The sequence below is a fragment of the Paenarthrobacter sp. JL.01a genome, assembly GCF_025452095.1.
Lineage (GTDB): Bacteria > Actinomycetota > Actinomycetes > Actinomycetales > Micrococcaceae > Arthrobacter.
Map to the genome: position 1 here is coordinate 1,759,875 of NZ_CP104877.1, position 18,523 is coordinate 1,778,397.

25 protein-coding genes are annotated in these 18,523 nt (G+C 60.1%); 19 read left to right on the forward strand and 6 right to left on the reverse strand.

Annotation, left to right across the window (positions count from 1 at the left end):
• Positions 1-22: 22 nt before the first annotated feature.
• Both xerC and N5P29_RS08355 read right to left on the reverse strand, forming a co-directional pair.
• Positions 23-1,267, reverse strand: coding sequence for a site-specific integrase (gene xerC, locus N5P29_RS08350; protein WP_262278126.1), 1,245 nt, complete (start codon positions 1,265-1,267; stop codon positions 23-25).
• A 4-nt stretch (positions 1,268-1,271) separates the two neighbouring features.
• Entirely contained in the window at positions 1,272-1,931 is a 660-nt protein-coding gene (locus tag N5P29_RS08355; RefSeq protein WP_262278127.1) for a helix-turn-helix domain-containing protein, read from the reverse strand.
• A gap of 111 nt (positions 1,932-2,042) precedes the next feature.
• Between N5P29_RS08355 and N5P29_RS08360 the strand changes: the two genes are divergently transcribed.
• From N5P29_RS08360 to N5P29_RS08435, 16 genes are all read left to right on the forward strand, one after another.
• A complete protein-coding gene (locus tag N5P29_RS08360; protein ID WP_262278128.1) occupies positions 2,043-2,237 on the forward strand; it encodes a helix-turn-helix transcriptional regulator in 195 nt (64 codons plus the stop codon).
• A 38-nt stretch (positions 2,238-2,275) separates the two neighbouring features.
• Entirely contained in the window at positions 2,276-2,446 is a 171-nt protein-coding gene (locus N5P29_RS08365; RefSeq protein ID WP_262278129.1) for a helix-turn-helix domain-containing protein, read from the forward strand.
• Entirely contained in the window at positions 2,447-2,743 is a 297-nt protein-coding gene (locus tag N5P29_RS08370; protein WP_262278130.1) for a hypothetical protein, read from the forward strand.
• Between the two features lie 30 nt (positions 2,744-2,773).
• The gene (locus N5P29_RS08375) at positions 2,774-3,058 is read left to right on the forward strand and encodes a hypothetical protein (protein ID WP_262278131.1); all 285 of its coding nucleotides are present in this window, start codon (positions 2,774-2,776) and stop codon (positions 3,056-3,058) included.
• Complete coding sequence (locus tag N5P29_RS08380) at positions 3,055-3,399, forward strand: hypothetical protein (RefSeq protein WP_262278132.1); 345 nt, start codon at positions 3,055-3,057, stop codon at positions 3,397-3,399. Before N5P29_RS08375 ends, N5P29_RS08380 begins: the two co-directional genes overlap by 4 nt.
• Positions 3,400-3,490: 91 nt before the next feature.
• Positions 3,491-4,594, forward strand: a complete 1,104-nt coding sequence (locus tag N5P29_RS08385; RefSeq protein WP_262278133.1) for an AAA family ATPase — start codon at positions 3,491-3,493, stop codon at positions 4,592-4,594.
• A 321-nt stretch (positions 4,595-4,915) separates the two neighbouring features.
• Positions 4,916-5,128: a hypothetical protein gene (locus N5P29_RS08390; RefSeq protein WP_262278134.1), complete on the forward strand. Its 213-nt coding sequence runs from the start codon at positions 4,916-4,918 to the stop codon at positions 5,126-5,128.
• A complete protein-coding gene (locus N5P29_RS08395; protein WP_262278135.1) occupies positions 5,125-5,472 on the forward strand; it encodes a hypothetical protein in 348 nt (115 codons plus the stop codon). Before N5P29_RS08390 ends, N5P29_RS08395 begins: the two co-directional genes overlap by 4 nt.
• Positions 5,456-5,956, forward strand: a complete 501-nt coding sequence (locus N5P29_RS08400; RefSeq protein ID WP_262278136.1) for a hypothetical protein — start codon at positions 5,456-5,458, stop codon at positions 5,954-5,956. The genes N5P29_RS08395 and N5P29_RS08400 overlap by 17 nt, the downstream gene beginning before the upstream one ends.
• Positions 5,953-7,461, forward strand: a complete 1,509-nt coding sequence (locus N5P29_RS08405; RefSeq protein ID WP_262278137.1) for a terminase large subunit domain-containing protein — start codon at positions 5,953-5,955, stop codon at positions 7,459-7,461. Before N5P29_RS08400 ends, N5P29_RS08405 begins: the two co-directional genes overlap by 4 nt.
• Before the next feature lie 62 nt (positions 7,462-7,523).
• Positions 7,524-7,901 carry a helix-turn-helix domain-containing protein gene (locus N5P29_RS08410; RefSeq protein WP_262278138.1) on the forward strand — a complete coding sequence of 126 codons (378 nt, stop codon included), beginning with the start codon at positions 7,524-7,526 and terminating at the stop codon, positions 7,899-7,901.
• Between the two features lie 3 nt (positions 7,902-7,904).
• Positions 7,905-8,597, forward strand: coding sequence for a hypothetical protein (locus N5P29_RS08415; protein WP_262278139.1), 693 nt, complete (start codon positions 7,905-7,907; stop codon positions 8,595-8,597).
• 151 nt (positions 8,598-8,748) lie between these two features.
• The gene (locus tag N5P29_RS08420; RefSeq protein ID WP_262278140.1) at positions 8,749-8,910 is read left to right on the forward strand and encodes a helix-turn-helix domain-containing protein; all 162 of its coding nucleotides are present in this window, start codon (positions 8,749-8,751) and stop codon (positions 8,908-8,910) included.
• The gene (locus N5P29_RS08425) at positions 8,907-11,555 is read left to right on the forward strand and encodes a hypothetical protein (RefSeq protein ID WP_262278141.1); all 2,649 of its coding nucleotides are present in this window, start codon (positions 8,907-8,909) and stop codon (positions 11,553-11,555) included. The genes N5P29_RS08420 and N5P29_RS08425 overlap by 4 nt, the downstream gene beginning before the upstream one ends.
• Positions 11,556-11,583: 28 nt before the next feature.
• Positions 11,584-11,949, forward strand: a complete 366-nt coding sequence (locus tag N5P29_RS08430; RefSeq protein WP_262278142.1) for a hypothetical protein — start codon at positions 11,584-11,586, stop codon at positions 11,947-11,949.
• 198 nt (positions 11,950-12,147) lie between these two features.
• A complete protein-coding gene (locus N5P29_RS08435) occupies positions 12,148-13,290 on the forward strand; it encodes a GDSL-type esterase/lipase family protein (protein ID WP_262278143.1) in 1,143 nt (380 codons plus the stop codon).
• 269 nt (positions 13,291-13,559) lie between these two features.
• Here N5P29_RS08435 and N5P29_RS08440 read toward each other — a convergent pair whose 3' ends face one another.
• Together N5P29_RS08440 and N5P29_RS08445 are read right to left on the reverse strand one after the other, a co-directional pair.
• Positions 13,560-13,838 carry a hypothetical protein gene (locus N5P29_RS08440; RefSeq protein ID WP_262278144.1) on the reverse strand — a complete coding sequence of 93 codons (279 nt, stop codon included), beginning with the start codon at positions 13,836-13,838 and terminating at the stop codon, positions 13,560-13,562.
• 128 nt (positions 13,839-13,966) lie between these two features.
• Entirely contained in the window at positions 13,967-14,491 is a 525-nt protein-coding gene (locus tag N5P29_RS08445; protein ID WP_262278145.1) for a hypothetical protein, read from the reverse strand.
• Positions 14,492-14,721: 230 nt separating this feature from the next.
• On the opposite strand from N5P29_RS08445, the gene N5P29_RS08450 reads away from it, so the two are divergent.
• Entirely contained in the window at positions 14,722-14,943 is a 222-nt protein-coding gene (locus tag N5P29_RS08450; protein WP_262278146.1) for a helix-turn-helix domain-containing protein, read from the forward strand.
• Positions 14,944-15,140: 197 nt separating this feature from the next.
• Here the strand turns inward: N5P29_RS08450 and N5P29_RS08455 are convergent, their stop codons facing one another.
• Together N5P29_RS08455 and N5P29_RS08460 are read right to left on the reverse strand one after the other, a co-directional pair.
• Positions 15,141-15,680 carry a hypothetical protein gene (locus N5P29_RS08455; protein ID WP_262278147.1) on the reverse strand — a complete coding sequence of 180 codons (540 nt, stop codon included), beginning with the start codon at positions 15,678-15,680 and terminating at the stop codon, positions 15,141-15,143.
• Positions 15,681-16,035: 355 nt separating this feature from the next.
• Positions 16,036-16,482 (reverse strand): MarR family winged helix-turn-helix transcriptional regulator, encoded by a 447-nt coding sequence (locus N5P29_RS08460; protein ID WP_262278148.1) that lies wholly within the window; start codon positions 16,480-16,482, stop codon positions 16,036-16,038.
• Between the two features lie 172 nt (positions 16,483-16,654).
• Here N5P29_RS08460 and N5P29_RS08465 point away from each other — a divergent pair, with 172 nt between their 5' ends.
• Positions 16,655-17,863 (forward strand): MFS transporter, encoded by a 1,209-nt coding sequence (locus tag N5P29_RS08465; protein WP_262278149.1) that lies wholly within the window; start codon positions 16,655-16,657, stop codon positions 17,861-17,863.
• Between the two features lie 208 nt (positions 17,864-18,071).
• Positions 18,072-18,458, forward strand: a complete 387-nt coding sequence (gcvH, locus tag N5P29_RS08470) for a glycine cleavage system protein GcvH (RefSeq protein ID WP_144662598.1) — start codon at positions 18,072-18,074, stop codon at positions 18,456-18,458.
• Positions 18,459-18,523 lie beyond the last annotated feature (65 nt).

Consider the following 18,523-nt stretch of genomic DNA (forward strand, 5'->3'; position numbering starts at 1 on the left):
TGGGGCGGTTTTTCTTTTGCCCTCAGGCGGGGATCGAGGGTTGTGAGGGCAGTGTGTGTGCACCACGTGATTTTACGGGTACCAAGGCCGCGGCTTTCTCAGCAGCGTTGGAAGCCGCGGAACCAACGAGGTGTCCATAGATATCGGACGTGATCGTGATGGACGAGTGTCTGAGCAGCTTTTGCACGATCGCAATATCTTCGCCCGATGAAATCAGGAGGGAAGCGTATTCGTGCCTCTGGCCGTGGAAGGTGAGCTTTGGGAGCCCAGCTTCAGTCCTGAGTTTTTCGAACAGCCTGGTGGCGTACTGGGGCTTTAGAGGGCGCCCATCCTCCATCGTGAACACGTAGCCGCTGGGGGAGTAGGCTTCCTGCCCCGCATCGCGTTCCTGATCTTGCTGGATCTTCCAAGCGACTAGCGCACCTATGGCCCGTTCGCTGAGGTCGATCGTCGCGTAACTGTCATCGGTTTTGGTGTCGTTGTCCAGAACTCGACCGTCCGCCTGAACCCGGTTGTTGCGGATGCTCAGTTGCCGGCGTGTGAGGTCAACGTCAATCCACCGCAAGCCCACGAGTTCACCGCGCCGCAGCCCTGTAAAGGTCGCGAGCTCGAACAAGGCTCCCAGCCTATGGTGGGAAGCGATATCGAGGAAGTGCCCGACCTGCTCGGGCTGCCATGCCTGTATGCGCTTCTTCTCCACTTTGGGGAGTTCAAGCTCCGTCGCGGGGTTGGTGTCGATCCGCTGTGACCGGGCCGCAGCTCGGAGTGACGCTTGGAGCACCGCGGCGATGCGTCTCACCGTCACGGCGCCCCTACCCGCTGCGGAGAGGCCTTGTAGGAAATCATTGAGGTGATAGCGCCGAATGTCCGAGAGCATCATTCGGCCCAGCTCTGAACCCTTGATGTCGTTACGGATGTACCGGGCATAGTTGTCGTAGGTGGTTGCCCGGATACCCTTGCCGGTGTCCCTGTGCCGCTCAAGCCACCCGTCAAGGTAGTCGCCATATCGTTCGGTGTTCCGCTTTACAAAGGTCCCTTGGTCTAGGTCGCGGGCTGCCTTGTTCCGGGCCTCGCGGGCTGCCTTCTGCGTTGGGAATCCCGCCTGCCGAACCTGCCGGCGCTTACCAGTCGCCGGATCCACTCCTGCGGCCACATAGAAGCCCCATGAGCCGTGCTTGGGATCTTTCGCGAGCTGGGGGCACTTTGCCCCGTACTGCTTCTTGTTTTCGTCCCGGCAGCCGCAGCGCCGGTAGATGTCGTTTGCCATTGTTTTATCTCCTGGTGGGAAGGGTTGCCCCTGAGGGGAGCTTGTAGATGCCATTGCCGTCTCCGCGCCCGTCTAGGTAGGCGATGGAGCTGGCGATGACGGCCTGCGGTATCTGCATGAAGCTTTCAGCCATTGCGCGGGTTTCCACGGTGTAGGGAGCCCCGAACTCATTGACTTCAGTGGCGCGTCCCCCCGGCCAAGTGACGGGCATCTTCGAAACCACGTGTGCCAACCAGGTTTCGTAGTCACTTGGTTTGGCCGGCTGAGGAATCTGGGTTGCTTCCTCGAGTGCCGCCCATAGGTGGGGGGCAGTTTCCAGCAGGTCCTTCACTTCATGTGCTGTGCCGTACACGCGGTGAATCGACCCCATAAGATCCTTGACGGCTTCGATCGTGTCCTGATGGCCCTCAATCGCCCGCTCTTCGGGAGACTTTTCGCCCTCAATCAGGCGCAGTAGCTCCGTGTCGAGTACTTCCGCCAATATCGCTGCTTCAACAAGGCGCACGGGACGTTCCCCAAGTTCAACGCGTGAAAGAGTTCCCTGGGACCAAGGAACGCCCGCTCTACGAAGTCGGTCGGCGAGCTCGCCTTGGCTAATACCTTGCTCCAAACGCCTGTTCTGAATTACGGCTCCGACAAGCTTGTCGGGATTCATTTCGCTCATGCCGGGTAGTCTACCGATATTTTCGGTAGTTGACACCTTGTTTTGCGTTACTTACTATTGAGGTATCGATACCGCAAAACAAGGAATGGAGATGCGCCAGTGAGTAAGGCAATGGACATCGAACCGCAGCGGCATCTGACGCCGCAGGAGCTGGCGGACCGACTGAGCGTTCCGCTTAGCTCTGTCTATGGTTGGCGGGCGCGACACACAGGCCCGCTTGGCATGCGCGTCGGCAAGCATGTGCGCTATCGCATTGAAGATGTGCTTGCTTGGGAGGCCCAGCTAGTCGAGCGGGCGGTCGCATGAAACCTCCGAACGCTACTGAAATTCTGAGTCAGCCCACGATGACAGTTGAACAGTTGGCGACGGTCCTTTGTATCGGACGCCAGCAGGCCTACGAGGCTGTGAGCCGCGGAGACATACCCGCTATCCGTTTGGGCAGAAGGATCCTCATCAGCACCCAAGTCATCCGCAACATCCTGGCAGAAGGCTCGATCCCGGAGCAGGTCGCATAGGTGCCCCGCTCCATCGTTGGCAGCACTGATCAGCGGGCCGAACAGTGGGCACAGTACCTTGCTGAATCACGCGAACACCAGACACCCAAAAACCTGCTCATTTGCAAGCAGGACGTAGGCCCAAGTCACTACGCCAACGTCCTGCTCACGCTCCACCGTTCAAAGAACATCCTCAAAACCGTCCTGCGAACACAGGTGGAACGCACGTGGCCTGACGCCACACCCACGGCAGAAATGCCACTTGCCGCCTGGGATGAACTCCAGAAGGCAATCAAACCCAAACCCCGGCGCGCCTAACCAGCCGCCCCGCAAGAAACGGTCTCAACCATGGAAACCACCACCCCCATCCCCGCCGCTATCAACGCTGCAAACTTCAAAGCCGCCCCGGAGGGCTACCAACTGGATGTCAACTCGACAGAGCCCTGCTGGCTCGGCTCCGATTTTGACGACTCATGGGCCTCTTGGGACTTCACCGGCTTCACTGTCTGGGCCTACGACGGCAAGAGCGTCACGGACCTCCCCTTAGCCCAAGCCATAGAACTGCACCGTCAACTCACCGGCGTGCTGACCAACATGGGAGCCCTTCCGATTCCAAGCGAGGTGGCCGCATGACGATATCCCGCAAAATCACCATCGATGTTGCCAAGTTCGACCGCAGTACGCGCGGTTCCATCACCTACGACCCGTCCGAACTCGACCGAATCCATGCATGGGATGTCTCTAACCTCCCCCGAGGTGCTGTCGTGGAACTCCTGGTCCACAGCTACCGGCCATTCCGGTTCCCCCGCGAATACGGCGGGCATGAACGGTTCCCGGATCCTCACGCGATGATGCGTCCTGACTTCCACCTGATCATCACCGCGGACTCCAATGACATCGCGGGGGAGTGGGAAGCCCTCTTCATGGACCACTTCCAGAACCCGCCCAAACCAGCGGTGGCGAAAGCCGCATAACTATACACGCACCGACCGCGGGCCAGCCGAGATGAGCGCCGGCTGGCCCGCACCCCAAGCACCCGGCCAACCTCACACCAAGGACCCAACCTTGACCGCACAAGAACCACCAGCGCTCAACGAAGCGACATCATGGTCGCCCATCGACCTCACAGCCGTGCTCAACGGCACATATAAAGTGCAGCCGCCCACCTACATGAAACGCACAGACGGCGTCGCACTGCTCTACCCCGGCAAAGTCAACGGGGTCCACGGCGAATCCGAATCCGGCAAATCACTGCTCATGCACGCCGTCACCGCCGAAGAGCTCGCAGCCGGCAGGCGCGTCTTATTCATTGACTTCGAATCCGACCAAGCAACCGTCGTCACCCGCATACTCATGCTCGGCGCCACGCCGGAACAAATCAGCGCCAACCTCCACTACATCCGGCCCGAATGCAACCCGATCGCTCTCGCCCAGGAACGGCAAGCATGGGAACGCCTTATGCAAACCAGATACTCACTAGCAGTCATAGACGGCGTAACCGAAGCATTCTCCGTCTACGGCGTCGGATCCATGGACAACGACGAGGTCAGCACGTGGGGCCGCAACGTGCCCCGCCAAATCGCCCAACGCACCGGCGCTGCCGTCGTTCTCATCGACCACGTCACCAAGTCGGCAGAGAACCGCAGCCGTTTCGCGATAGGCGCGCAAGCCAAAATGAGCTACCTCACCGGCGCCTCATACTCCGTCGAAGTCATCGCACCCATCGGCGTCGGCATGACCGGCAAACTCGCCATCCGCATCGGCAAAGACCGCCCCGGACTCGTGCGCCCCTACGGCGGTGACTGGCGCAAAAGCGACCGCACCCAAGAAGTAGCAGTCGCACTCATCGACTCCCAGGACCGCGGACGCATCAAATACGCCCTCATGCCACCCAGGGACTTTATAGACGCTGGCACCCCGGACAAACACGCCAAACTCAGCGAGGACATCCTCCAAGCAGTGCGCGACTCACCAGAAGCACTCAGCTTCCGCGCCCTCGACACAGTAGTCCGAGGGAAACAAGACGCCAAACGCGCCGCAATCCAAGAACTCGTAAACACGGGCCAACTCGAAACCTACCCAGGCCCAAGGAACTCCACACTCCACCGGATCCCAAACCAGCGGGATACACAACCAGAGCTAAAGCAGTGTGAGTGTATCCCCTCTTAAGAAGAGAGGGGGGATACACACACTCAAACCGTATCCGGGATACGGAACGGATACACAGGGATACACACCACAAGGAAGCCCAATGAACACCCCATACACAACCAAACCAGACACCAAAGCGAGGGCTCAGCGGTCAGTCCGCGCCTCGGTTGCGGATGCATCAAACCCCGCGCGCGAGGCAGCCATTGATTCCAGGCTTTCAGTGCTCAAGGTAGCTGCACACACAACTGCACTCACGTGCTCACAACCCGCCTCTGACCTGCGGTTTTACCCTCAGCCTTTGATGCCCAATCAAGAGGCCTGCCGTAGGGGAGTGGGAGCATGAGCACCCGTGAAGCCCTCACCAACTGGGCAGCAGCATGGGGACTAGGTGGCGCCATCAACGCCTTGGACGAGATACAGAAGGCAGACGCAGACAACATCCCCGGCGAGGTGCGAGAGGCCGGCCTAGCCCTAGCCGAAGCCCTCGAAGCACTGGACCTGAACACGAGCCGCGCACCGGTTGCCGCTGACGTGTGGAGGGCAGAGCCGTGACACGGCTGTTCGACCACATGGGTTCGCAGATCATCACCGACATGGACCCCACCACCATCGGGCTACCCGACACCCCGGCAGGCTGGGGGCTGGTGGCCTGCACCGAAGGCACGGGACGCCGCTACACGATCGCGGTGGAGGGAGACTATGCAGCCAACCTCCTGGCTGCTCAAGCAGCGCTCACGGGTGTGCTGAACGTCCCCGAGCAATCCGTGAGGTGGGTTCGACTGGGCCACCCCGACGAGTGGGGCACCGCCACCCAGGCCACACCATGGGCTCCCGTATACCCCATGGGCACCGTCCCGCCTGAACCGACCGAGGATGAACATGATGACCGATCCTGACAACCCCACCCATTGGGAGCCCGCCTTCGAGGGGCAGCGTCCCCCATTCACTCCTGGTAATGAGATGGCTGTGAAACATGGGGCGAAGTCACCCCGGAAGGTTGACCCCATTGCTGACGCCCTAGCCTCTGAGCTGCTTTTGGATGAGACGGTGGCATACCTCCGGGCGCCCCGGTACGCCGCAGCGGTCCAGGCGTGGGCGCAGGCGGAAGCCAAGTGCGCGTTGATTTCGAATTGGGTGGATGGCATGCCGATCGAGGCGGCTGCCGCCTCGAAGCAGGGGCAGACCTCGCCGTTGGAGCTGTTGCGGAAGTGGGAGACGACGGCTCAAAATCACCGCTCGCGGCTGGGGCTGGATCCTATGTCGGCGGCGCGGCTGGGTAAGGACGTGGCCCAGGGGCGGCAGGCCGATGCTGCGACGGAATTGACGAAGATGAGGGCTCAGATGGAGGCCTCGGTGCATGGAGAGGTGGTGCCTGAATGACCGAGGTTGTTGATTATCACCCGGCTACGGATCCGGGGGCGTTCTCGGCGCAGATTCTGGGGCGGGAGTTGTGGCCGCATCAGCTTGAGTTTGCCCGGTCCAAGGCGCGTTACAAATGCGTTTGTGCGGGGAGGCAGGTGGGTAAGTCCACAACTCTCTCAGCCGTGGCCTTGTTTGAAGCAACGACCCGCAACAATGTCACGGTGCTTTTGGTGTCTGCGGGGGAGGTGGCGTCACGGCGTTTGCTGGAAGAGTGCACATCCCTGGCTTTGAATTCTCCGATGCTTGCGGGCTCGGTGTTGGATGACTCTAAGTCGATGCTGACGTTGTCCACAGGTTCCCGCATCATCAGTGTGCCTGCGTCGTCTCGACAGATTCGTGGTTGGCCGGTAGACGTGCTGATCCTTGACGAAGCGGGCTTCATTGATACGGAGATTTGGCGGGCTGCGGAGCCGGCTATCATTGCGCGGCCTGGTTCGCGGGTGATCATGGTTTCGACGCCTTGGGGCGGGCTTGACCACTTCTTTCGGAAGCTCTGGCAGCAGGGGATGGACCACCCCAACGAGCAGGTTGAGTCGTGGCATTGGCCCTCCACTGTGAGCCCGCTCGTTGACGCTGTGTTGTTGGAGCAGATTCGCCAGCGGGAATCTGCTGAGTACTTCCGTCGTGAGTTCCTTGCTGAATGGACGGATGAGGCAGGCGCCTACTTCACTGAAGCTGAGATTATGCGCGCTGTTGCTGACTACTCCATGACCGGCCCGGAGGAACTGCCCTTGGATTCCAGCCTGCCGTACGCTGTGGCAGCCGGCGTGGACTGGGGCTTCGCGAAGGATGCAAACGCGCTTGCCATGGTTTCCGTCTTGGAGGACTTCGGCAACAACCGAAACCGACACGGAGATGACCTCGTGTTCTTTGTGCCGTGGTTGGAAGTCAAACACAACTGGGCCTATGCCCAGTTCATCGACCGGGTAGTGGAGATTGCAGGTTCGTACCGCATGCAGATGATCGCGTCGGAACTGAACGGACCCGGTCAATATCCAACTGATGACTTGGTAGACAAGCTGCACAGGTCGGGAAATTACGGATGGGTAGCGCCAGTCTGGACCGACATGCGGCGGAAGCAGTCTGGATTCTCGAAGATCAAGGGCCTCTTGCAGCGGGACCGGCTCGTGTTGCCAAGGCATCCTGAGCTTCTAAAGCAGCTTCGGGGCCTTGAGTTCGAGCAAACAGCCTCCGGGGGAATGAAAATTTCGGTACCAGAGCGAACAGGCCACGATGACGCCGTAATGGCGCTCATGCAGGCCGTTTCTTGCGTGCATCCCCCGTGGGCAACACGGGAACAGGATACGACGTCGAGGTGGGCAATGGAGCAGGCATCTGCCCAAGTAGGGGAGCCTGTCATGACTCCCAGCGGGATCTGGGTGCCCCAGCATCCTTTGCCGGTGAAGAATTCCGCTCGTTGGATATTCCAGCCCGAAGGCAAAGAGAAAGGCGACGGCTGGTGAGCGTCGGGGCACAGTATGCGCATCTCATCAGATCCGACGGAACAGTCGTTGTCCCAGGTTCCGTGGCTGAGCCCATTCTCCGCCTTATCGTCCGGGGGCTGTCTCAGTCGGTGTCGGGAAATGGGGGTGGAGGGCGGCTCAACGCGGACACTATCGGTGTGCTGTCAGCGTTGAATGCCGCCGCGGCGCGTGAAGAGGAACGGCCAAGTTCCGCAGCCGGAACCGAGACTGTCGAATCCGGGATCATCGGTAGTAGATCCGATGCACGCAAGCTGACAGCGCTCGAAGCAGCTGACCTCCTGGGTTGCACGGACAGGGCCATACGCAAGGCCTGCACAGAGGGCCGGCTCCGAGCTGTGAAGTTCGGCAAGACATGGCTCATAGACGCTCAAGACCTCGACCGACACCGATTCGGTACGACAACCAGAAAGACCACCTGAACAATGGCACCGAACTTCAAAAACGATCTGTCCGCCGCAGTGGCCGCGGATGCAGAGGCACTAACCGCCGCGGAGGATGCGAAGGCGCTCGCAGAGCAAGCCCAAACAGCACATGACGCGGTAGAGGAAAGTATTCGGCAGGGCGATGAGACGGTCACGCCTGACGACCTCAACAAATCCCGCGGCCTTCTCCAGTTCGCCCGGCTCCGCCAAGAGGCTGCTGAACGGAAGGCCGCAAACGTAGCGCGTGAGAAGGAGCTCGCGCAGCAGCGGTTGGCCGTCGATGAGGCAGTGAGGCGGGCGCGCAACCTCCCTGGAAATGAGCCAGCCTTGGACGGCCTTCTGGACGGTGCCGTGTCGGCTGTGCGCTCCTACCTTGACGCCGCCGCCAAGTTCCATGACGAGGCCCGCGAAGTTGCCCTCGCGATTGGTGACGCCGGCCCCAGGGCCGAAGAGCTTGGACTGCCGACCCCAGTGGATCTGGGGATCATCGTGGAGCCCGAACGGATCGTTGTGGAGTCGCGCAACGGCGAAAAGTCGTTTGTGGTGCTGGGGGACTATGCGTTGAAGAACGCCGTGCAGGAACTGCTTGAAGGCGCTGAGCTCGTCGGCAAGGGTGGGTTCGTGGGCGGATTGAAGCGGGAGTACATTGAGGGCCTTCTTCCGTGCAACTCTGTACGCTTCGACCGCGCGTAGTCGAATGAATATTTATGCAAACTATTGCATATTCTTGCAATTCGCGCTAAACTGAAATAGGTACACAAGCCGGGTGCTAGCCGGGCGCATCTCCACTGCTCATGTGGTGGTTGCGCTCGGCTTTCCCCGTTAAAAGTTCAGGAGACATGCCATGGCAGCGCGCTACGCCAGCCCAGCGGAGGCAGCGACGTTCTACTCCGTCAGCCTCAGGACGATCTACAACTGGATCAACTCAGGCGCGATCAAAGCTGTTCGCATCGGGCACACCGTACGCGTGGACCTCGATCAGTTCGACGCTGGTGAGGCCGCATGACCGGGCCGGCAAACGTTGGCACGATCGTCGCCAAGCTCAAGATTGACATGTCAGACTGGGACCGGGAACTCGCACGTGCAGAAGCCCAGGCCCGCTCCTTGGGCAGGGCTAACCCTCGGGTCCGTGTTGAGACGACAGGCACCCAGCAGGCTGTTGCGGAGCTCGGCGCTGTTGAGGTGGCTGAGCGGAAGATCACCGCATCATCTGCGGCCCTCGCCCGTATGCGGGAGCAGGCGCGTGCTGTCATCATCGGGCAGGCATTGGCTGAGAAGGAATCCATCAAACCGAAGATGGACTTCACTGAGTGGACGCAGCGTTCCACCGAAGCCACGAAAAGCGACACCTCCGCGAAAGAAAAAAACGCGGACTCGAACCGCAAGGTAGACAACACCGCGAAGCAAGCTGGCGGATCCATCCACCTCCTGTACTCCACACTCGCGCTGCTAGCCCCCGCCGCAGTGCCGATCGCCGGCGCAGCAGCAGCAGGTGCCGCAGCCCTCGGTGCCATGGGCGTCGCTGGTGTCCTCGCCATCGTTGGCGTGAAGAACGCCATGGACCAAGGCGGACCAGTCGGGGACCGGTACGCCGCGGGCGTCAAGCAGATCAAAGACCAGTTCAACGGCCTCGCAGCGACCAGCGCCACAGGAACCCTTGACGGGTTCAACCGTTCCGCGAATACCCTGAACATTTACATGCCGTCGCTGAACCGGCAGATGGGTGACTTCTCCCGCGTCACCGGCAACGTCGCAGCGAACGGGCTCAGCGGGTTGCTGGGCATGTTCACCACCCTTGACCCGGTCATGCGCGGCTTCGCCGGGTACCTCGGGGAACTGTCCCAACGGTTCTCGACCATCGGGCAAAGCAACGGGCTCCGCGCGTTTGGGGACTACGCCCTCGCGGTCATGCCCCAGGTCATGGCAACCATCGAATCCTTGGTCCGAGGCGTGAGTAACCTGCTCGCTGCTCTCGCGCCTCTTGGTGGGCTGGGTATGACGACCCTCAAGGTTATCGGCGACATCCTCTCTGATATACCCACCGAAGTCCTGACCATGCTCGTATCTGGTGCGCTCGGCGCTTACGCCGCGTTCGCGACGTGGTCCGCGCTCATCCCCATCATCCAGTCGTTCGGGCTCATGCTCAACATGTCCCTTGGCCCTATCGGCCTTGTGGTCGCCGGGGTTGGTGCCCTGATCGGTGTGATGGTCGGGTCCGCTGCTTCCACGAAGGACGCAGCCGCCGCGACCATGGGTTACACCGCTGCCCTGCAACGGGACAACGGCGTTATTGCGGAGAACGTCCGCGCCCACACCGCCGAGGAAATCGCAAAATCCAAAGCCGCTGAGTCCGCGAAGAAGCTCGGCATCAGCCTCCAAATCTTGACCTCCGCAGCATTGGGGAACAAGGACGCGCAAGGCGAACTAACCCGCACCTTGGATGCGCTTGAGGCGAAGTCGAAGGATGTGAACAGCACCCAGTTGGAAATGGGTGGCATCAACCGCGACCAGATGAAAATCAACTGGGATGTGCAGGCGTCGGTCAAGTCCGTGCGTGAGGAAATCGGCAACCAGAACAGTGCCTTGAATCAGGCTGTTGAGTTTGAGCGCCGGTTCAACGAGGCGAAGGGCCAGACGGGCACAACCCTCGACGCGCAGTCCGGGAAGCTGTCCGCGCTGGCTAGCATGTACGGCACCAACGTGACTGCTCTTACTAACGCTCAGGACGCGGAGAAGAAGACCGCGGACCAGTTGGCGGCGACAACATTGCAGATGCAGTTCCAGAACGACGCTGGTGGGCTGCTCAAGCAGCAGCTTGATTTGTTGGCCGGTAAGTCCATCTCGTTCGAGCAGGCTCAGAACTCATTCGAGCGGCAACTTATCAACTCCACGCAAGCAATCAAGACAAACGGCGGGGCGATTGAGGGTAACAGTGAGGCAGCGGTAACGAACCGCGGCAGCTTGCTGAACCTTGTGACTTCCGCGCAGCAGTCTGCCGAGGCTTACGGGACAATGACAGGCTCCGCTGAGGACGCCCGTAAGAAACTTATCGATCAGCGGCAAGTAATCATCGATAACGCCGTGGCGAACGGGCAGAACCGCGACGCCGTCACTCGTTACATCGATTCAATCTTGAAGATCCCGGCGAGCGTCCCCCCGACGAAAGTGGATGTTGACAAAGCCGAAGCAGAGCTGAAACTGCAAGGCTTCCAGAATGCCATCAACTCATTGACTGGCAAAACGGTGCACATCTACTCGGTGGAACACATCCAGCAAGTCCGAGATGGCGGGGACACTGCCACGGCCAACGCGATGAACACCGCGAACCAGTACGCAACGGGAAACGCGTACCGAGCCAATGGCGGGATGATCTACCGGGCCGGTGGCGGCATGGTGAACTACCTCGCTACTGGCGGGTTCCCGCAGTTCAAACCTGTTGGCACTGACACGGTGCCGGCGATGCTGACCCCCGGCGAAATCGTGATCAAGAAATCGTCTGTGGATTCGATCGGGGCCGGGAAGCTTCTGCACGCGAACGAGACGGGGAAGCTGCCCGAGGGCGGCAACACATTCATCATCAACGACACGTCCGGGAACCCGGTATCAACCGCGTACACCACCGCCCGTGTCCTCGCTGCACGCTCCGTGTAGAACTCAGACCAGAAGGAACCCACCCAAAATGACACGCAGAAACTGGACTAACGGCGTCATCGGGAACACCCCGTTGAGCGCTGAACGGTTGAACTCGTTGGAGGATGATCTGGCGGCTGCCCTGTTGCAGCTCGCGCGTGACCCTGACGCGCTGTTCAGCGGGTCGGTGGTTCGCAATGCTGATGGTGCCGCTACTTCGGCTCAGGTCGTGTGGCCTGACGGGTCCACCGGAGTCTTCGCCGGAACCACCTCCGAGGACTGGCCCGGCGCCGTGGAGTCCTACACCATCACCAAGACCGGAACCCCGGTCAGGACTTACACGCAGCCGACGGTCACTCGCAACGAGTCAGGCAAGATCACCACCCGCCCGGCCATCACGATCACAGAGGGCTAGTATGGGGATCCTGGACTTCACCAGCGTTACAGACAAAGGTCTCCCCGCGCGCCTTCAATTAGCGGCAATGAATGCCACTTTTGTCCGATTTGTGGATCTTGCCGGTAACCCCATCACAGCCCGCCATGTGACCATCAAGGTGGACACATCTACGTGGGAAATAGCTGACATTATTGCGGAGGCCTGATCATGGCGTACATGAAAGACGCCACCGGGCGCAGGCTCGACACCTTCAACGTAGCCAGTATGGTGCACGCCCGGCCTGGTAATCGGGTGGCATTCCTTGGAGACTCAATCACTCAGGCATCCTGGCAGAACTCGACGCAGACGCAGGGGTCATCCTTTCCGCTCTATGCCCAGATGCTGTCAGCCGGCAGGATCCTTACCGTTCGAAATGCTGGCATCTCGGGGGAGCGTTCAGACCAGATGCTTGCTCGCTTCGATTCGGATGTCACCCCCTACAAACCCAATGCCGTTGTTGTAATGGCTGGCAGGAACGACATCAACCAAAGTGTTGGTCTTGCGACGTTCCAAGCCAACATGCTCGCCATCTTTTCGAAGATTAGGGCAATTGGCGCAATCCCAGTTATTGGGCTGATTCCACCTGTCAACACACCCGCGGACAAGCCGACCACCGTAAAGTGGAACACTTGGCTGCGCTACTACGCGGCAGCAAGCGGCATCATCGTGCTCGACTTCTACACGCTTTTGGTGGACCCTGCCACGGGCTCTTACGCTGCCGCTTACAACACTGACGGCACTCACCCCAGTCACTCTGGATACGTGGCCATGGGGCAGCTCTGCGCCGACAAGCTGGCCCCCTTGCTGCCGGCGTGGGGGCCGCCGCTGGCGGTGGATAACGGGAACACCGCGCAGCTCTATTCAAGCAACCCAGTGCTTCTCACGGACACGAACGGTGACGGTGTTCCAGATGGGTGGTTTGCCTACGGTGGGTCTACAGGCTACGCGCATGCTCTCGTGACCGACGCCGCTGTCCCCGGCAAACTCATGCAGATCACCCAGACCGCGAATGCTTCCCTACGCGCCATGCAGCGAGGGTTTACAGCGTTTTCGGTCGGGGACAAGGTCGCGCTCTGTGGAGTGATCACCACGGACGGCGGAATCCGCGCTCAGGTCAAGGTCACCTTCACGGGTAATGGCGGAACCGCGAACGCAGCTGACTTCACCGTTCCTGTAACGCGAGGCCTTTTCCATCAGGAGTACACCATTCCAACGGGCACCACATCGGTGATGGTGGATCTCATCGCCCACCCCGGCACCGGCGTCGTCTCGTGGGGTCAGGTCACGCCCGTCAACTTGACGGCCCTTGGTCTTGCATAGATCACAAGGGAAACAAATAGGCTCTGACCATGGCTGTGACGAAACCTGACAATTGCCCTGAATGCGGATCCGAAGCGATTGGCGCCAACCCCTCGAGATGGTCTCCTTCATCCAATATGGTTGCCAACCGGGAGCGCACCAACTACTTCGGATGTGAAGAATTCGGTTGCTCATGGATGAGTCCATTGTTCGAGGAGTACCACGATGGTCAGAGGATCTTTCAGATATGAGCAGCGAAGCCCCCATCCTCGAAGATGGGGGCTTCGTCGTTAGGATGATGTGAGACGGCCCGGCTTCTTCTTGGCCTTCTTCGTTACGATGCCCCAGCCATTGACCTCGTTGCCTTCTTCGTCGCGGGAGCTCGTGTTCTGTGGGTTCAGTGCAGAAAGCTCCTGAGCGATGGACAGTAGTGCGGTGATCTCCACAACTTTCAGTCGTTGGTCGGTGTCAAGATGTTCAAGGTCCGTGATGCTTCCGGAACTTTGCCCCTTGGCTGCCCCGATAGTCTCGGCGAGGGCATCCCAGGCCGTCGAATAGTCATTACTCATAGTCTTCTCCCGTCATTGGTTGTCGTCGCGCATTGCCGACACCCGCAACGCTATAGGTGAGGGCTGACACAAATGGCGTTCTGCCCTCAAGGCAAAGGCATCCACCTAGGACAACGATGAAGTACTACCTACGGGTTATCGTTGGCGTACTGTCGCAGCCTTCCAACGATGTCCCGGTGCTTCTTACCGCGGATCGTTTTGTGGCCACTCACTGCCATTGCCCGGATCCAAGAGACTTCCGGTGAGGTGTTCAGTAGCTGCCCCATCCGCTGCGCCGAGTAAGAAATCGAGGCTGTCTGCCCAGGGCCGATTATCGCCGGCAACTTAGAGTCGTTCGGATTGGGCCGGATGCCGGCTCCGAATGTTCTCTTCTCGTTGGTTTGAAGCAGCAGGAAGGACACCTCGGTCGTCGCCGTTCGGCTGCGGTTGGTCACCTCCACAAGAACCACATCTTGACCAGTGAACATCTGCATAGAAGACGTCTCTACCGGGATCCAGACTGCCTGTACCTTGAGGACCAGGCGGTCAAAGTAACGGAACGCGAGCGTCAGGCCTACCGAGAACACAGAGATAAGAAGCGCGGCCACGGGGAGTATCTGCTCCCACCATGAATTGACTAGCTCAACCTGGACGGTCTCAACGGGGAAAGGCATGAGTCAGACAGTACCTGCGTCGAGCATCGGTGAGGGAATTGACGCGAGCCAGCGAGGATTGAGCTTTCGGGCTGGGTGGTGACCTGCGGAGCGCAGCCGCGGCCTCGCGGACAGCTAGGGACGGGCTCAGTTCTTGCAGAACCATGCAACAGGGTGAATTAAGTTGCATATTTCGTCTATATCCCGTCCTTCATTCGGGTCAGGTCACCACCTCTGGCAAGCTTGCCGCCATGAATCTCTTGGATGTTCGAATCGGGCACATCATCAAATTGGAGCGCCAGAAGAAGCGGCTGACTCTGGACGAACTCGGTAGCCTAGTGGGCTGTCACCACACCACCCTTACGGGGTACGAGGTCGGGCGGCGGCGCCTCCCAGCCTCGAGGGTGGATGCGCTCGCGGCTGTCTTCGGTATTCCTCCGAAGCTCATCGACCCTGAGGCATACGAAGGCTGAGACGCACCATGCGTAAGTGATTACTTAACTATTGTCACCACATGATGTATGCTTTCTACATCTTGCTAGCCTCTGTGGTGGTTGACTAGCGAGGCCCGAGGGACCTGTTCACCCCCAGAGGCGGTTTTGAACGTTCTGCCCCAGGGCCGGCGCTGAGAGGATCAGGCTAGCCGCTGGGGCAGCTTACGTTCTGTGCACTATGGCTTGTAGTGCTCCACTTTGCCGCCAAGGGCGTCAGCGATCTTTTGAGAGACTTCCATCTCTCCCCTTAGATCCGGCGCAGGCGCCGTCTGACCACTCATTCCGAGCTTTAGGAGCTCGCCCGCTTGATTCGTGATTTGGTACTGGAACGTCATGTCGCGTCGAGGATGCGCCGTCCAACCCGTGCCACTGGCGTAAAAGACCTCGGCTTCGTTTGCGTCGATGACCTTCTTCATGCTGTCTATAGCTTTGCTGTCCCGCCAACTGTTGACGTCGATCGTCCGCCCATCCAGAACGCATGAGGCCGTAGACGCAAGATCCGGCCCGCCTTTAGCGATGTCTCCCGACTTTACATCGGTACATCCTGGGATGAGAGCGGCCACCGCCGAGGCGGTCTCGCCGTAGTACGTTGTCGGCCTTGGCGATGCACTCGGCGAAGTGGACTCAGCTTGGTTTGCAACAGTGCCGGCAGAACCGCAGGATGCTAACGAAATTGCCAGCAGAACGGCGCCAGCTACCCCCAATATTCGTTTCATGCCCCGATGGTACTGCTACACCCGAGTTAGTACGTAGCAGCGAAGTTCGAAGGTGTGTGCGGTTGTGTGTGCACACTGCCGGATAGAGGAAGAAACAGGCCGATACGGCCCGGTGCTCCTTCCCTTATATATAGGGGGAGAGATCACTGTACGTTCCTCGCAAATACTGGAACGTACAGTGGCCTCATTACTGGGGGTCAAGGGGTCGCAGGTTCAAATCCTGTCAGCCCGACCAAAAAGGCCGGAATTACGTGGAAACACGTGATTCCGGCCTTTGGTCGTTAAAGCCCCGGGGCCTATCCGGCGAGCCCGCCGTTCAGGGCGGTACTCACGCGAACAGGGCCGGGGGAGTGGCTTAGGCCTTCTGGAGCGCCCCGAGTGCCCTCACCAGCGGCTCCAGTTCCGGCACGGCCTCCGCGGCTTCCAAGGCAGAAGCCAGCGTTTCATCATGGACGGGCTTGGCGGCCTCCAGGAGCTTTTGGCCGGCCGACGTCAGCTCCGTGTAGATCCCGCGCCGGTCATCGGCGCACAAAATGCGGGTCAGCAGCCCACGGTCTTCCAGTCGGTTGACCAGACGGGTGGTTGCACTGCTGGAGAGCGCGGTGGCCCGGGCCAGTTGCTGCATCCGCATGTGCCACCCGTCCTGGCGGCTCAGGGCATCCAGGACTGTGTACTCCACAACCGAGAGCTCATTGGAGGACTGGAGTGCCCTCTCCAGTTCCGCCTCGATGCTCCCGTGCAGGGCGGCAAGGGTACGCCAGCCCTGTGCCCGTACTTCTACGGCGTCATCCTTGATGCCCATGTCTGCTGTGCTCCTGCCTTGATTGAGTCGATCGCGACGCATCCAAAAGTAGTTGCTTGCGCAAATACCTAGCGTGTGCAACTATATATGGAGCGTCTGCAACTATTATTCTACGGTTCCCGGCGGCGCACTTCCACTTCCCCAGGGGAACCACCCTATGAAGGAGTTCCACATGCCCGCAGGGTTGATCGCCCTTGCCCTCGGCGGATTCGGTATCGGACTGACTGAATTCGTGATCATGGGCCTCTTGCCGGAAGTTGCCGCCGACTTCCAGGTCAGCGAGGCTTCGGCCGGTTGGTTCATCTCCGGCTACGCCCTCAGCGTGACGGTTGGCGCCCTCCTGGTGACCGCCGCCGTGACGCGGCTTCCACGCAAGCCCGTACTCATGGGCTTGCTCGTTTTGTTCATCGCCGGCAATTTCCTCTCGGCCATAGCCGACTCCTACACAGCCATGCTGATCGGTCGCATCGTCGCCGCACTGTGCCACGGCGCCTTCTTCGGCATCGGCTCTGTGGTGGCAGCAAGCCTTGTGCCTGCGCATAAAAAGGCAGGCGCCATCGCGATCATGTTCACTGGCCTGACGGCCGCCAACGTCCTGGGTGTTCCCTTCGGGACCCTGCTGGGGCAGAACTTCGGCTGGCGGTCGACGTTCTGGGCCATTACCGCCATCGGCGTCGTTGCGCTGCTTGGTATCGCACTCATGGTCCCGAAGGCCAGCACCGAACCCACCAAGGGCCTCCGCAGCGAACTGGGTGCGTTCGCGTCCGGCCAGGTGTGGCTCTCCATCGTCGTGACCATCCTCGGCTTTGGTGGCATGTTTGGCGCGTTCACCTACATTGCCTTCACGCTCACCGAGGTTTCCGGATTTGAATCCAGCGCGGTGCCTTGGCTTCTGGTGCTCTTTGGTGGAGGCCTCTTCGCAGGTAACTTCCTGGGTGGCAAAGCCGCTGACAAGGCCTTGGACAAGTCGCTCATTGTCATCCTTGCCGGACTTGCAGTGGTCCTGGTCTTCTTCGCCCTGACGGCCTCCAGCAGCATTGCCACGTTGGTCTCCCTGGCTCTGATGGGCGGCTTCGGGTTCGCGACCGTTCCGGGTCTCCAAATGCGTGTCATGCATTTTGCTGCCTCTGCGCCCACGCTGGCATCGGGTGCGAACATCGGCGCATTCAACCTTGGCAATGCGTTGGGCGCCTGGCTTGGCGGTGTCACAATCTCCGCCGGTCTCGGTTACACCTCGCCCATTTGGGCCGGTGCTGCGATCACCGTTGCGGCGCTTCTGGTCATGCTGGCAGCAGCTGCAGCAGCCAAGCGCGGGGGAGTGGCGGCACCCGAGGCAACGTCCGACGTCGAACGCGAACCCCACGGGGCCACGGTCGCCTAAAGCGCGGATTGCGCAAGACGCCCGTCACGGATCATCCGTGGCGGGCTTCTTCGCGTCTTAGGGGCCAGGCATGGGGTCTGCGCGGAGTGTTCAGCGCGATCATGGAAAAGACCCATCGGACGCAGGGGAAATGTGCATATACTTTCAGCGGTGGCCAGCTGTGCAGGCCGCCGTCGAGGTTCGTCATTGTCCCGATGAAAGGCCACCCGTGAGCAATATTCCAGAAGAACTTTCCTACACTGCAGAGCACGAGTGGGTCACCGCTCCGGATGCCGATGGCGTTGTGCGGATTGGCATCACCGATTTCGCGCAGGACGCGTTGGGTGATGTGGTGTACGCACAGATGCCGGAACCGGGCACCAAAGTCACCGGCAACGAGGTTGTCGGAGAGGTCGAATCCACCAAGAGCGTCAGTGATATCTACGCTCCGGTTACCGGTGAGGTCATCAATCGCAATGATGCCCTGGACACGGATCCCGCACTGATCAACTCGGACCCGTACGGCGAAGGCTGGCTTATTGAAGTAAAGCTTGCAGAACCTGACGCCGTGGATTCCCTGCTCAGTGCATCGGAGTACGAACAACAGGTAGGCTAAAGTTATCTGGCCCGCCCGGCTGTTTTCCCATCTCAGGGAAAGTGGGCGGACGGGCCAGCAACCGA